10 protein-coding genes and 3 pseudogenes are annotated in these 14,360 nt (G+C 56.4%); 2 read left to right on the top strand and 11 right to left on the bottom strand.

The window, feature by feature from the left end:
* Positions 1-30: 30 nt before the first annotated feature.
* The 3 genes from DBIPINDM_RS04395 to DBIPINDM_RS04405 form a co-directional block, all read right to left on the bottom strand.
* Positions 31-219: a hypothetical protein gene (locus DBIPINDM_RS04395; RefSeq protein WP_258580874.1), complete on the bottom strand. Its 189-nt coding sequence runs from the start codon at positions 217-219 to the stop codon at positions 31-33.
* 97 nt (positions 220-316) lie between these two features.
* Positions 317-421 (bottom strand): DUF982 domain-containing protein, encoded by a 105-nt coding sequence (locus DBIPINDM_RS43430; protein ID WP_323806032.1) that lies wholly within the window; start codon positions 419-421, stop codon positions 317-319.
* A 557-nt stretch (positions 422-978) separates the two neighbouring features.
* Entirely contained in the window at positions 979-1,116 is a 138-nt protein-coding gene (locus tag DBIPINDM_RS04405; protein ID WP_258580875.1) for a hypothetical protein, read from the bottom strand.
* Between the two features lie 425 nt (positions 1,117-1,541).
* Between DBIPINDM_RS04405 and DBIPINDM_RS04410 the strand changes: the two genes are divergently transcribed.
* Both DBIPINDM_RS04410 and DBIPINDM_RS04415 read left to right on the top strand, forming a co-directional pair.
* A complete protein-coding gene (locus DBIPINDM_RS04410; RefSeq protein WP_258580876.1) occupies positions 1,542-1,838 on the top strand; it encodes a hypothetical protein in 297 nt (98 codons plus the stop codon).
* Between the two features lie 1,146 nt (positions 1,839-2,984).
* Entirely contained in the window at positions 2,985-3,695 is a 711-nt protein-coding gene (locus tag DBIPINDM_RS04415; RefSeq protein ID WP_258580877.1) for a hypothetical protein, read from the top strand.
* Between the two features lie 215 nt (positions 3,696-3,910).
* Here DBIPINDM_RS04415 and DBIPINDM_RS04420 read toward each other — a convergent pair.
* The 8 genes and pseudogenes from DBIPINDM_RS04420 to DBIPINDM_RS04455 all read right to left on the bottom strand — a co-directional run.
* Positions 3,911-4,134 (bottom strand): annotated as a pseudogene (locus tag DBIPINDM_RS04420) (transposase); the annotation flags it as partial.
* 796 nt (positions 4,135-4,930) lie between these two features.
* Positions 4,931-5,977, bottom strand: a complete 1,047-nt coding sequence (locus tag DBIPINDM_RS04425; protein ID WP_258580878.1) for a D-2-hydroxyacid dehydrogenase — start codon at positions 5,975-5,977, stop codon at positions 4,931-4,933.
* The gene (locus DBIPINDM_RS04430) at positions 5,974-6,147 is read right to left on the bottom strand and encodes a hypothetical protein (RefSeq protein ID WP_258580879.1); all 174 of its coding nucleotides are present in this window, start codon (positions 6,145-6,147) and stop codon (positions 5,974-5,976) included. The genes DBIPINDM_RS04425 and DBIPINDM_RS04430 overlap by 4 nt, the downstream gene beginning before the upstream one ends.
* Before the next feature lie 39 nt (positions 6,148-6,186).
* Positions 6,187-7,479, bottom strand: coding sequence for an LLM class flavin-dependent oxidoreductase (locus DBIPINDM_RS04435; RefSeq protein ID WP_258580880.1), 1,293 nt, complete (start codon positions 7,477-7,479; stop codon positions 6,187-6,189).
* A 573-nt stretch (positions 7,480-8,052) separates the two neighbouring features.
* Positions 8,053-9,078, bottom strand: a pseudogene (locus DBIPINDM_RS04440) (IS5 family transposase).
* A 332-nt stretch (positions 9,079-9,410) separates the two neighbouring features.
* Positions 9,411-10,592, bottom strand: a complete 1,182-nt coding sequence (doeA, locus tag DBIPINDM_RS04445) for an ectoine hydrolase DoeA (protein ID WP_258580881.1) — start codon at positions 10,590-10,592, stop codon at positions 9,411-9,413.
* Positions 10,593-11,826: 1,234 nt separating this feature from the next.
* Positions 11,827-13,206, bottom strand: coding sequence for a PLP-dependent aminotransferase family protein (locus DBIPINDM_RS04450; protein ID WP_258580882.1), 1,380 nt, complete (start codon positions 13,204-13,206; stop codon positions 11,827-11,829).
* Positions 13,207-13,627: 421 nt separating this feature from the next.
* Positions 13,628-14,324 (bottom strand): annotated as a pseudogene (locus DBIPINDM_RS04455) (IS6 family transposase).
* Positions 14,325-14,360 lie beyond the last annotated feature (36 nt).

Consider the following 14,360-nt stretch of genomic DNA (forward strand, 5'->3'; position numbering starts at 1 on the left):
CGATTACGTCGGCAGGGGCGCTTCTGGCTTTCAGGTCCGGTTGGCATTTGTGCTGCCTTTGTTTGGCGGACATGCCGGCAAATCATCGATTTCAGGCTGATAGCCCTTTGCCTCGTATTCGCTGGCAGGGATCTCCAACTCCTTGCCGTCGCCATAACGAATCCAAACGCTATCCTGCGTAGCCCATCCGTCTTTGATCTTGCAAACTCCAGCTACCATGCGAAAGCTCCTGGCTTTCCGCTAAGCATAGCCGCTCTCGCATACGGCTTCAAACGCGACTGATGAGTTTATAGATTCAAACTAAGACAACTAGCTCTTAATCGCTGCGCAGTATCTTTGCTTCAGGCGCGGCTGCAACGAAAGCTCTTCGAGTAACTGGCGGGTGAGCCTTGCCACGCAACACCTGAAGACAGGCGTCCATCGCTACCTCCCGTTTCACGGTCTGACGATCAAGATCAACAGCAGGATAGCGGCCGCGTCATTGACATCGAACACGATACGCTCTGAGCTGTGCCGGCCACCCGAAAAACGACCGGCCTCTCAAATCTGCTCAAGCCGGTCATCTCTGCGCCACCAAGCCGATCATAGGCCAGTTCGCTGCGGGGCCGAGCCGGTTGCGCTGCGAACTGTAAAATGTCGACACAATGCCCTCTGGATGCCCAGCGCCGGCCTGTCGATACGGGCGATATGGCACCAAGGACAGTCCCATTCCTTCCAGTCGTTGCAAGCGCTGACCCTCATAGTCGAGATCGAAACAGCTGATCGAGCGATGATGGTAGCCAGTTCCTGGGATGCACCACCCGCTACGGCGATTATTTCGGCGAGCCCGGCGGGGAGATGCGCCGCTACCCCCCAGAGCTCTTCGCGCCGCCCAACGGTAATTTTCTGCTTTTGATGCAGCCTAGCTCAGACCGCCGAGAGGCTGGCGAAGTTTCCTCGCCCTCATCGCGGTGGTCAACTGCCGCATATTCTTCATCACTATGTCGGCGCGCCAAGCCAGACGCCACGGCCGACATCGTTCTCACCTTCGCCGAAATCACTGCGTTCGACCGGATCGACGCGCCCCGAACGCGACCGCGCCTGCAACGGTCCACTCTTGCCGCTTACCTGCTGCAAATTGCCATGCTTATCGGCACCTCGCCCTCAGCGGGTTCTAAAGCCGCGGGCTAGCTAAGCTAGAACGTCTCGAATGACATCGCGAAGGTATCATAACCGACAGCCTCGGATGACGTCGAAAACCAACAACTGCTATCGGGTTTGTCAAGTTCGCGACACGACCCGCCTTAGAACGGATGTCCTGCTGTACGCAATTTAACCATTGAAAGCTTTGCGGATAATTTGTGCTGACGCTCTATGGGGGCAGTTGGCACGATTGTTGAAGCTCCAAGTCAAGACCTAGACTAAGACTAGCCATGGGAAATCGCACGTGAGGGCCAGAAGTTCGTGCCACGGGACATGAAGGCATAACGGTGCGCTCGCGGCGCTAGAGGTATTTGAAATGGGCATCGGACAGCGGAAGCCCCATTGGACGAGAAGTTGACATGAAGACGATGCAGGAAAAGGACATCCCGGCGTTCGTGCAATCAGTTGTCGATATTGGCTGCGGCATACACGCGATTGGCCACTGGGGATACGTCTTTGGTGATGGCGAGTTAACGCCGGCGCAACAGAGGGCCATCGTGCCACAACTGCGCTGGATTGCCGAAACCTACGGCGAACGCGATCATCTCATGGATGAGATAATCGCACATCTGCGGTCGATCGGACGCTATGTCGAGATTGAGCCGCAGACAGGTGTCCCTGATGGCGGAAACCGGATCCGCCTAAGTCGCCATTGAAAATGGCGGACTCGGAACTTGGCATTTTTTCCCGTTTTTCCTATCAAGTTGATCGTAGCGGAACCAAGCGAAAGGCGCAGATCAAGTAAGAGCATGGGTGCCCATTTCACTGGATCACACGCAGAAGCCTGGTCACTCGATTCTTGATGCGAGGCTTCGTAAGCGGGACATTGAGCGCTTCATGGGCAGCGCGAAAGATTGTTCCGCAGCCCTTTCATTTTGAGAAGCGCACGGAGGGATCGGATCGCCAAAGGCTTGTTGTCGGAGCGGGGGCCTGCTCCGTCGTCAGCGCCGATCGCAAGATGATCCGCTACCAGTCCCGTTGTTAAACCCCGTCGCCATTCCTGAGAAAACGCCGGGACGACATCTACTGTCGTGTTTGTCGAATCCGCGACACATTGTTTTCGGCCGTGCCTGCTGCACTCCGGGTCAAGTCATTGAACAAAACTCAGCAAAATATTTCTAAAGCTCCCTCGGCGCAGTTGGCATGACTTTTGAGAACTCCTCTTCGTGAAACGCGACTCGAAGCGACACTGGTGTTCGCCCGGAGGTTTCGATGGTCAGTGATAGCCAGTGCTTCTCGTTGCCACGCAACGTCCCGTTGCCGCGAGTGACATTCCGAAGACCGACCGAGATTGATGCAGCTGTTGTATGGGACCTCATTGCGAGGTGCCCGCCACTGGACCGCAACTCGCTGTACTGCGAGCTCCTGCTCTGCACTGATTTCGCCGACACCTGCGTGCTCGCTGAGCCTGCCGGGGCGGTGGTTGGGTGGATGTCGGCTTATCGGCGGCCGAGCGAGCCCTCGACGCTCTTCATTTTGGCAGATTGCCGTGCATCCTGAGAAACGCAACACAGGGGTGGGCAAGGGCCTGATCATCTCAGCCCTGAACAGGCCATCTTGCGAGAGCGTGACGCAAATCAAAGCCACGGTGACGCTCAGCAACCGGGCGTCCAAGTTGCTCTTCCCAGATGTGGCTCGGGACCTACGCGCGCCAATGCGGCAAGCTCTCCGGTTCGATCGCCAAGCCCATTTTAAGGGACAGCATGAGAGCGAGCACACGTTCGACATTGCGATACGAGAAGCTCGCGACAATTCGCCCTGATTTTCAGTGCATTTTCAATCTAACGGTAGAGTACCCTGCAATGCATGACCACGCGACCACCCTTGAGGTATCGACATATATCTGCTCGCTTGACCAAAAGGCCCGTAAAGCGGGCGTTCAATTCAGGATGGGGGAAGATTTTGAGGAGTACCTTTCAATTACCAGTAAGATTTCCGGGAAATATCCTACCTTTCCGAACTTCCGCCCGGATTGTTCACAGCTTGAGCCCGGCCAGGCGTTTTGGGTCGTTGGAGAAGATAAATTCGGTAAAGTAGCGCATGTCCAGGCGCTTCGTGTGGATGATCTGGCGCCTACCACCTTGGCTGACCATCTTGAGTCATTGAAAGCCTGCTATGTGGATCCTGCAAGGCATGCCGGCCCGGGTTCGTCGTGTGTTTGTGTCGCGCCGACTGCTCGGATTATAAGCGGGATCGTTGCGTATCACGGCGATTTATGGCTCCGAAGTGACCTTAGAGGACGGGGCTTAGCACCCACGCTTGCAGGTGTCGCTTTTGGGCTGGCATGGGCGAAATGGTCCCCCGATTTCATCTATGCTCTTGTGCCTACTTGGCTCATCCAAAAGGGAGTCGCCGATCAATACGGCTATCTTCACAAAGAAGCACATGGATCCGTCCTGAGTTTACCTGATCGAGACATCGAAGATGATGACTGGCTCATTTGGCTAACTCAACGCGAGTTATCCCAGCTAATCAAATGTTCGGCGAATGAAACGATCGAGCGGCTTTCTTGAGCGCAATTTTACTGTCGGATTTAGTCTTTCTCAGAGCTTTCTGATTGGGATCTTGAAGTCAAGCCGCTCCTGTTCTTCCGGATCGTATCGTCCGCGGTCAGGCGCTTCTCTTCGCGATCGGCGCTGGGCCGCCGCATAATGAGGGCAAGGGGCAAGGCGTCTCACTCTGTTTCACGACCTTTGAAGGCTTTCGGCCCCAAGGCGGAACTCGGTCGTACGGGCGGAAACAGCCCAGGTGGGAGCATGCGCCACGGCAGACCTCCTCGCAGAAGATACAGCATCGCATCGAGCAGCGTGCGCCATCCCCACTTGTGGGGACGGCGAGGGCCATGGCCTCCGGCATCACCGGCTCCAGCACCAGCCATTCCGCATCCATCAAATCAGATGGCAGGCGCAGCCCACTTCGTGCATGCTCCGCCCGGGTGGTATCGGTCCAAATGTGGCTCTCCGTCGTTGTCTCGCAACTCCGACTGAATCACATCTGGCTGATATCGCCAACCTTTTTGCCACCTCCGAATTCCGGGTCAGACACTCATATCGCGGCTGTTCGAGCGCTTATCCAGACTGTATGGGACATGTCATCGCCGCCTCATCCAGTCTTCCTCACACCGAGGCGATACTTCAGCGTGCCGTCGACTTGATCGGTTGGCCGATCACACCATTTCCGACCATTGACGCAGTGGCCTTGATCTGAACTAAATCAAAATAATAGCTAGAGCCGGTATCTGTAACGTCCGATACAAATCGTAATTGTGCACTTGGTGCAGAAGGATGCCAGGAGCTCTTCGGAATTGATGGTAGTCTGTATTTCATGCTCGAGCCGCGGTCTACGGAAGTCGCTCGCTTTGTTTTGGACGGTTGGGCGCCAAGATAGCCCTTTCCTCGCACACGGGCAGCACGAGATAGGCGGCAAACAGATGAACGAAGGATGGAGTCGCAAGGACGAACTCACGTATATGCGCGAGACAGCATGAATACACAGGCGTGGGGACAGAAGAGCCAATCCAGCCACGGACGCTGTTTTTTGCAATGTGAGGACACAACTTAAGACGGTCATTTCGGTTCCCGCAGCATCAATAAGGTTGACCTTGCCATATCCACGATGAGATTTAAGTTCTGTATATCGTCACCACATATTTTCCCGACTTTTCGGCTTGAAGAGCATTGCTCAGAATCGCACAATTTGAACCAGGTGCCAGTACTTCGCATTAGTAGTAGGAGTGTGCAATTGCTTGTCAGCTAAAGCGACTAGTTTTGTCTATCACATTCTCCAGCGGCTTTCCTGTCACCCAGCGCTCAAGATTTTCGATGAACTTTGCTACGACATGGCCTCGCCAGCCATGGAGGTCCGCCGACATATGAGGTGACACAAACACCTGAGGCATACTCCAGAACGGATGATCCTTGGGTAGCGGCTCCACGGCAAAAACATCAAGCAAAGCGGTCCCTATCCGACCATCTTTGAGTGCTTCGAGCAATGCGTCCTCGTCCACCAAGCCGCCACGGCCGATGTTAATAAAAGATGAGCCAGGCTTCATTTGTGAGAAACGCGTCTTGTTCATAACTCCCGCAGTCTCAGAAGTTAACGGCAGAGATAGAATGACGGCGTCTGCTGCAGGAAGGAGATATTCAAGTTCATCCATTGAGTGCCTGCGACCAAAGAGAGGGTCATTCATGGTTTGGTGACGCCCAACCGCGATTACATTCACGCCTACTGCGCTTAGTAGGTTAAAAATCTCCCGGCCAATCGCGCCCGGCCCGATCAAGAGGACAGTTTGCCCTCTAAGCGCAAAGGTCTCTCTCTTTTTCCATTCCTTGGTATGCTGGAACTTTATGGTGTTTCGAAAATCCTTAGCCACCATCAGCAGTAATCCAAGAACATATTCTGCTATCGGATATTCAAAAACCCCGCGCGTGTTGGTTACCACGATCTCCGAAGACGCTAGGTCACTCGACAGGGCGGCATCAACCCCCACGCCAGCGATATGGATCCATTTGAGTTTTGGGGGTAAGGGATTGTTGCGAATTACTGGGTTAAAAATGTCCCAGAGTAAGAACCCGTCAGCATCCTGTAATTCCCGTATCGCTTCGTCCGTGCTTTGAGTGAGGACTATATCTGCTAAGTTGTCAGCCTCGCTTAAGAAAGTAGAACTCTGGTCAAATGCCACCGGTAGTAGGGCGACGATTTTTCGTCGGGGCATTTGAATCCTCTCGAAAGTTGACAAGAAACTAGCTGATACCTCGAAACTAGCCAAGGCCGCGTTGGGGTAGTCGGTATTCATCGCATATGACGCGCATAGGCTTCGCCGAACACGCCCTCGGTCGAGCGAAACGATATACGCATGCCGTTGTTTTTGATCCCCAGACACCGAAAACCATCCGCACTAATCTTGAATTCGGGGTCGCGGGCTGCAACAAGCGGTTCGGCGATGGGAAGGGTATTCAAATTCATCTCCACCCCCGCTTTGAGGTGAAAGAATTACCGCACTGATTATGCCTTGATCGTTTCCCTCAGAGTCGAGCCCGGATACTCCTTGCGGAATAGACCGCGCTTCTGGAGGATCGGGACGACCGATCGTGTGAAGGCCTCGAAGGAGCCGGGCATCTCGGTGGGCGTCACGATGAAGCCATCGCAGCCCTTATTTTCGAAGAAATCCTGAAGCTGGTCGGCCACGGTCTCGGGCGTGCCCACGACTTGAGGGCAGAGTTCGCTTATGGCAAAATGCTTTGCCGCTTCGCCGAGCGTGAGATTGTTGGCCTTGGTGCCTTGAAGGATGATATCGAAGGAGCCGCGAGAGCCGGTTTCTGCCGGGATGTCGATGATCGGCTTGTCTATCGGATACTGCGACAGATCGATCCCGGTATGGGCCGACATGAAGGGGATGCCGAGGCGAGGGTCGACCAGGCCATTGATGTAAGCCTGCTTTTCGAGGGCAAGCGATTCTGTTTCGCCAACGATTGGGTCCACCGAGACGAGGATGGCGCAGTCGTCCGGATTCCGCCCCGCCTTGCCGACGCGATCCTTCATCTCGGCATAAAATTCTTGCATGTCCAGCAACGAATGCTGAAGCGTAAAGACAAGCTCGGCGTGGCTGGCGGCAAAATCGCGGCCGCGCGGTGAGGATCCGGCCTGCATGATGACCGGATGCCGCTGAGGGCTCGGCGGGACGGTGAATACGCCTCTTGCCCCCACGTATTTCCCGACGATCTCGGTGCGACGCATCTTCGCCTCATCGATGAAGTCGCCGCTTTCCTTGTCAAGGACGAGCGCGCCGTCAGCCCACCCCGTCCACAAGTCGAGGCACACTTTCAGGACCTCCTCGGCACGGTCGTAACGTTCACTGCGCGGCAGGATCGCCTCGTCGCCAAAAATCTGCGCCTCCAGGTCGCCTGCAGAAGTCACAATGTTCCAAGCGATGCGACCGCCGCTCAGCACATCAAGCGAGGAAAGCACTCTGGCTATCGCATAGGGTTCTTGGAAAGTCGTCGATAATGTCACACCGAGTCCGATGCGCGACGTCGCCCGCGCCATCATCGCCACTAGCGGGACGGGATCAAGCAGCGACATCTGCCCGCCTCGCGCCATAGTGATTTCGTTATAGAAAGAGAGAACATCGGCGAAGAATAATCCGTCAAATCTCCCGGCCTCTAGCGTCCGCGCCAGCGTTTCCCAGAACGCGGGGTCGAGAAACCTGTTCTCTGTTTGCGGATGGCGCCACATGGCATGATGATGGCAAGTTGGCCCCGCCATGAGAAACGCTACAAACTTCATCTGACGCGACATTCTGGGCTCCTTCAATTTGGCGTTTGATGTATATGCTGTTCTCAATGCAAAGGACGTGCCGACTGAGAACACGCCCAGTTAGGTCACTGAGTTACAATCGTTTTCCTCAAGCCATCCAAACGATTGTGGAGCTAATGTTAGATTCAGGACCTGATGATCTTGTTCATAGTCAGACATCGCGACGAACCTATGAAAGCGGGCTGTCGCGCAAGGTCGGTCAGATGCACACCTGTTCGCGAGTGGCTAAAATGGTCAGCTTCAATTTCCGTATCGGGATCGAATGCCGGAAACATCGTCGTCTCTGATCGAATGCTGAGAGCCCACGGGCGTCGGACGTCGTTCCGGTTCGGCGCTCAATGACAATGCTCGCCGACTAGCTCACCAGTCCGTGTCTTGCCCAGCAAAACGCGGAAAAGCAGTTGGGCACCTCGATTTACCGCCGTTTCTGAGGCAAGAGGCGCAAGAATGGGCGTGGGTCACTGAACTCGGCATGCTCGGCGCAGGTTTTCCGCTTTACTGGGTTGATGGGTGGTTGATTTCTGCTTTGTGGCGGCTTTTTCTGCCGCCACACCGTCATGCGGACGCGCTTCTCCCCTCGTGCCAGACGTAGCGCTTTAGATTGTAGGCGAGATTTGTCATGCCAATTTTGGTCGTGGCGCGGGCGATGCCGATGGTGCGGATGAAGAGCTTCATTTGTGCCTTCTGCCGTGCGAAGACGTGCTCGACGAAGGCGCGGATTTTTGAGCCCCGGCCGTTGGCTCGAGACGTCGTCTCGCTCATCGGCCGACTTTTCGGCTTCTTCTGGTGGATGTCGGCGATATAGCCGTTCCGATCGAGCCACTCCTCGTTCTTCTTCGAGCGATAGGCGGTGTCGGCCCACACGGTCGAGCCGGTGTTCCCGCGGTTGAGCACATTGCGAAGCTGCGCCCCGTCATAGGCTGACGCACTCGTGACATTCCAGCCGCGGATGAAGCCGTGCCGGCGATCGATGGCGGCATGGTTTTTGTAACCGAAGGCTGGAATGGCGATATCGCGCTGCTGCGCCTTTCCGTCCTCGGCCACTTAGCTTTCGAGAATTTGACCGTCCAGCGCGCGTCGCGATCCTTCTGCCGCAGTTTCGCGGGCTCATCCTTCCAAGCCTCCGGAACCTTGCCCGCCTTTATGCCGGCCTTCTTGGCATCGGTATTTCGCTGTTTGGGCGCAGCCCCCCATCGCAAGATAGCCGGCCTTGGCGAGATGCTTGTCGAAACGGGCGAACAGGTTCTCCACCGCGCGGCCCTTCGTGAGATGCTCGCGGAACAGCCAGATCGTTTTTGCATCCGGTACCCGGTCGCCGAGCCCCAGCCTGAGGAACCGCATGAAGGAAAGTCGACCCTGGATCTGGAATTCGGCCTGGTCGTCGGACAGGCTGTAAAGCGCCTGCAGCACCATGATCCTGAACATCATCACCGGGTCGTAGGGAGGGCAACCGCCCTTCGCGCCATCCGAGCGCTTCAGCGCCTTGGCCAGTGGTTTGCGGAAGACCTCCCACGGCAGCACCGCGTTCAGCTTTTCCAGCGGATCGCCCGCCTCGCTCAGCCGGACATAGCGCTCCTCAATATCCTAGAATCCCGCCTGTCCCCGCATCGATCGCCTCCACGCAAATCACCAACGCAGTGAATCAGAAAACGATCGAGTTGGGGAGGTTCTTCGAGGTGTCCAGTTATCTCGACGCTTATCGAATCTGTTGGACCGGGCCGCAGCCGGTCGGCTGGCGCGACTCCCCCGCGAGGACCCGCGGCAAGAAGGGTAGCGGACTGGTCGTTTGGTGGGAATGGTCGGAAGACAGAGAGAGGCTCTGACCGCTCAAATCTGTCTCACTTCATAAGTCTCGCTTCCTGCCGACAGGTCAATATTGCCAAGGCGCAGCTTCGTGCCGTTGGGTGTGCCCGTCATTCGATCACGATCAGTTGGCGCGGACAGCTTGCCAGGCATTCCGCGTGTTTGTCGGTGATCAGAATGCTTTCGGTGATCTCTATCCCCCAGTCACCAAACCAAAGGCCAGACATGAAGTGGAAAGTCATTCCAGGGCGCAGTTGGGTACGGTCACCAACCCGGAAGCTTGCCGAATGTTCGCCCCAGTCCGGAGGGTAGGCAAGACCAATCGAGTAGCCCGTACGGCTCGGCTTTATGAATCCATAGCGTTCGACAACGCGGTAATAGGCCTTCGCAACATCTTCGCAGGTATTGCCCGGTTCGGCCTTCTCGAGGCCGGCCGCCATCCCCTCAACAACGGCCTTTTCCGCGTCGACGAACTTCTGGTCCGGCTTTCCAAGGTAAAACGTTCTTGAGAGAGGGCAATGGTAGCGCTTGTGGACACCTGCCAGTTCGAAGAAAATGCTTTCACCGGAGCGAATAGCGCGGTCGGACCAGGTCAGATGCGGTGCGGAGGCGTCGATGCCGGCGCCGATCATCGGAACTGCCGCTGGGTAGTCGCCCCAGAAGCCATCAACGCCACGAGTGGCGGTGTGGTAGATCTCAGCAACCACCTCAGACTGCCTGACGCCAGGCCGGAGCACTTCGGCCACGCGTTGGTGCATCGCCGTTACGATCTTGCCCGCTGTCTGCATGTACTCGATCTCCCGCGCCGACTTGACGATCCGCTGCCATTTGACCAGACGGGTAGTGTCCTTGAATGCGGCGTTCGGAAGCACCGAAGAAAGGGCTTCGAAGGCTGCATGGGTGAAATAGTAATTGTCCTTCTCAATCCCAATGACACCAGTGGACCAACCCTGATCCTTGATTAATGAGCCAAGTGCGGTCATTGGGTGATATTGAGAAGATTGAACGTAGTGATCAGCATACGACCTTATTCGGCTCTCATCCATGTAAATGGTACGACGGGCGCCGTTGGCATCCATCTCCCGCCCGAACCAGACGGGATCTTCGTCCTGACGGACGAGCACACACTGGTGCACATAGAACGACCAGCCGTCGTAACCCGTTAGCCACGCCATATTTGCGGGATCTGTGACGATAAGAAGATCAACGCCCTCGTGCTCCATTGCCGTTCGGGTCGCCTCAAGTCGGTAGTTATACTCGGAGACCTCAAAACGTAGTGGGGCGACAGTCATGTTTTTTCCTTTGAATACGCTCGGTCAGACAGATGCAGCTAGCCCCTGCATGGACGAGCGGCCACTGTCCTTGTGGCCGCTCCAGACGCCGGTTTCGATGCCTTCGCCGCCCGCTGGCGCGCGCCGCTCCTTCCTCCATCATCAGCGGCACGAACGCCATGCTTTCCGGCACGCCAGTTGGCTCTGACGAAGGCGCCGGCGCCAATCACAACTGCCAGCGCGTCGGGCCGGGCTTGCGGGCGATCGCCGCCACCGGTCCCCGGAATCAGGCTGTCGGCCGCCATCCAGGCTTTCTCGGCCACTGAGCGAGTCCGACGCCCCGTCGGGCCTTGCAGAACCTCCAGCCGGCCACCGTAGCCACTGGTCGAGACGTCCAAATGGGCGTCCATTTTGCCGTCTGCTCCCACGCGGATTCTCCGTGTCTCCGCCGCAGGTTTGCATTCACCTCGTGCGCCGCACGAGGGGAGCGGCGTAGCGCTCTGATGTCCTTTTGCAAGGCGCGATCTGCGATCCCCGTCTAATCCGCATTTTCGCGGCGACTTCGCGGTTTCTCTACGGCAACCTCGATATGTCTACCAAGGATGGTAATTCGTTACTGGCATCTCTTTAATACACGCCCCCGTTCTGAGTGAGCCTGCAAAACACGCGTCTGGACATTTACACTTCGTTGTCCCGTGGCACGAGCCCCTGGCCCGGATTGCTAGTCTTACTCTAGGTCGTGACTTGGACCTTCAACAATCGTGCCAACTGCGCCGAGAGAACGTCAGAACAAATTCTCTGCAAATCATTCAATGGTTTAAATTGCGTACAGCAGGATTCGTTCTAACACGATCATGTCGTGATCTTGATAAACCCGACAGCAGTTGTCGGTTTTCAGACGTCATCCGGGGATGTCGGTCATGGCTCCTTCGCGATGTCATCCCAGGCGACCTCGCCCACGTGCTGTTGGCGCGGGCCCGCTACTTGCTCGTGGTCGAATATCTCAGCCATTCGGCTTCGCCCACACAGATCCCGGCGGGCGGATTTCCTGCACCTCCTGCACCTCCTTGCGCCCAATGTGCGAATGATGCGCGGAGTTGGCAGGCGGAGACGTGCTGTCAGGGTCCCGGACGCCGACCGGGCCATTACCAAGGCAGAATCTCTGAATCTCTCGCTGTTGTCGCCTTTGTAAATTGGCTTCGCAACTAGCTGACGCACGCCGGCCAGAATCCATCAGAAATCGGCTTGGCATAGTTCAGAGCAGAACTGGTTCAGGTTCGCTGTGCAGCAAATTATGAATGACGTTCAATCCGCGGTGCAGCTCCTCTTCCGTGGTCGACCCGACTGAAACGCGGACAGCTGGATGATTTTCCGAAATCGCAAATGCTGAGCCGCGCGCCAAGACTACGCCCTGCATGCGAGCGTGTGAGACAAACTCATCTTCGGGAAACCGCTCACCAAGGGGAAGCCATATGTGGAGACTTGCACGGTTAGAACTGTATCGAACACCTTTGAGAACAGATGCAACCAGCTCGTGCCGCTCAAGAAGCGTTGCGCGTTGCCATTCCACGAATTGTTGGCAGGTTCCATCCTCAACCCACCTTGCTGCGATTTCAGCGATCAACGGTGTGGCGCTCCAACTCGTGACGATTTGACGATTTTCGACTGCAGGGAGGAGACGTTCTGGCGCCACGAGATAACCCGTGCGTAGCCCGGACATGATGGGTTTCGTGAAGCTTGTGATATAAATGGTCCGTTCGGGCGCTAGAGCCTGAAAAGTTGGCGGCCTGTTGTCTACGAGCGGCCCCAGGGCGTCGTCCTCAATGATCTGCAAGTCGTATTTTCGAGCGATCTCCACAATCGCATTGCGCCGCCGCTCGCCCATAATGAATGCGGTTGGACCAAGGGCATTGGGCATCATGAAGAGCGCGCGAATGACGTGTTGCTGGCAGACGCTTTCGAGCGCATCGGGGATCAATCCCTCCTCGTCAATGGGCACACCCTGAACCTTTAGACCAAGATATGAAGCCAATGGCAGCATCACATGGAGCCCTGTCGCTTCGGTAGCGATCGTCATGCCAGGCTGACAGGTCGACATAAAAGCGACCGTCAAGGCGGGCGTTCCGCCATTCGTCAAATGTACTGTCCTCTCATCTGTATCGACACCGCAATACTTGAGCCATTCAGTTGCAATCGAGCGATGACGCGCGAAAAGAGTTCCTGGGCGAGAGCCGAACACGGTGCTCGGCGGCAAGTCGACAGCTAACGCCCCAAGTGTCTCCCGCATACGTTCGAGATGCAGAATGTCAGAGACGGGCTTCAGGATCGACAGGTCAATCAATCCGGAAGTGCGCAGGGGTGCGTATGGCGTGACAGCTTCAGAATTGACGCTAGGACTTTTGATAAACGTTCCGCGTCCAATTTCCCCAGCGACGAGACCGCGACGAGCGAGTTCTTCATACGCTCGAGACACGGTGGGTAGCGAGACCCCGAGCTTAAAGGCAAGCTGCCTTTGCGGCGGAAGCTGCTCGCCTGGCTTCAAAGCCCCAGAAGAGACGGCTCCCGCGATCTGATCGGCAATCGACAGAAAATACGGCTGCGTAAGACGTTCGTTGAGTGGTGTCCATATTGTCATGCCCTGGGGTCCTATCGTCGACTCCCTCTGAGGAGCAAAAATCGTACCATTTCGAATAGCGCAACCAGAGGAAGCAGAGAATAGGAACTTAATGTCATTGTACAATTTAGTCAATTGACTTCACATTGACCGATTGTCATGTTTGCACCGGCAGCGGCGAAAACAGCAGTCTGCCCTAGGTCAAGACGAAGCTCTCGTCATGTACCCGCGGATCGCTCCTAGGTATGTGGCAAGAGCAGCGAGCATCGGAGCAGGATATTCCGATCGATGTCCCGCAGGCGGCGATCTAGAAGAGCCATCAGAAAGGGAACAGCAATGGCATCAAACATCAAACGCCAGTCTCCTATTGATCCTCGCGGCCTCGCAATTGTGCTGACCGCAATCTTGGCAATCACAGCGGGGACTGCTGCGATCGCTGATGTCAGCTGAGCACGGCCACGGCTTTCCATTGCGCCATGGCCTGCAGGCGGTGAATATGTGTAGCGAGAGCGGAGCGTTTTGAGCGGGGCGGCACGAAGAGATTGCGCAGAGCCGAGAAGATCGAAACGAAGCGTTGTAGTGCTCCTGGTGATCGAAAGCCTTGCATCATCCGCTCCCGTTTTCGCAGCGGCACATGGGCATTCTCCGCCCGGTTGTTCAATCCCTTGTGCGACCAATGCTCGACGTCCGGCATCACCTGTTGCCGGCAGGCTCCATGCGAGCGCAGCTTGTTGGTGATCATGCGCTTCGGCGCGACGCCTTGCTTCTTCAGCCGCCGCGTCAGCAAGCGCTTGGCCGCCTTGGTGTTGCGGCGGTTCTGGACGACCTCGTCGAGCACATAGCCATCCTGGTCGACGGCGCGCCACAACCAGTGTTTCCTGCCGGCGATGGTGATGACGACCTCGCCCAGGTGCCAGACATCGTTTCGGCTGTGCTGCTTGTGGCGCAAGAGCGTAATGCGGACCGAACTTGATGCCCCACCGGCGGATTGTCTCATACGAAACCACGATCCCGCGCTCCAGCAGCATTTCCTCGACCAGACGCAGGCTCAAGGGGAACCTGTAGTAGAGCCAGACTGCAAGGGCGATGATCTGCGGCGGGCAACGATGGCGCTTGTAGCTGACGGTCGCGGTGCTCATGCCATCGGTCTATGCCGCAAATCCCTGAACGCGAGT

The organism is Mesorhizobium sp. AR02 (assembly GCF_024746835.1).
GTDB lineage: Bacteria > Pseudomonadota > Alphaproteobacteria > Rhizobiales > Rhizobiaceae > Mesorhizobium.

Bases quoted from the DNA above. Each gene is read 5' to 3' on its own strand.
- DBIPINDM_RS04395 (WP_258580874.1), bottom strand. From the start codon at position 219: ATGGTAGCTGGAGTTTGCAAGATCAAAGACGGATGGGCTACGCAGGAT.
- DBIPINDM_RS43430 (WP_323806032.1), bottom strand. From the start codon at position 421: ATGGACGCCTGTCTTCAGGTGTTGCGTGGCAAGGCTCACCCGCCAGTT.
- DBIPINDM_RS04430 (WP_258580879.1), bottom strand. From the start codon at position 6,147: ATGAATTTGAATACCCTTCCCATCGCCGAACCGCTTGTTGCAGCCCGC.
- DBIPINDM_RS04415 (WP_258580877.1), top strand. From the start codon at position 2,985: ATGCATGACCACGCGACCACCCTTGAGGTATCGACATATATCTGCTCG.
- DBIPINDM_RS04410 (WP_258580876.1), top strand. From the start codon at position 1,542: ATGAAGACGATGCAGGAAAAGGACATCCCGGCGTTCGTGCAATCAGTT.
- doeA (WP_258580881.1), bottom strand. From the start codon at position 10,592: ATGACTGTCGCCCCACTACGTTTTGAGGTCTCCGAGTATAACTACCGA.
- DBIPINDM_RS04450 (WP_258580882.1), bottom strand. From the start codon at position 13,206: ATGACAATATGGACACCACTCAACGAACGTCTTACGCAGCCGTATTTT.
- DBIPINDM_RS04425 (WP_258580878.1), bottom strand. From the start codon at position 5,977: ATGAATACCGACTACCCCAACGCGGCCTTGGCTAGTTTCGAGGTATCA.
- DBIPINDM_RS04435 (WP_258580880.1), bottom strand. From the start codon at position 7,479: ATGTCGCGTCAGATGAAGTTTGTAGCGTTTCTCATGGCGGGGCCAACT.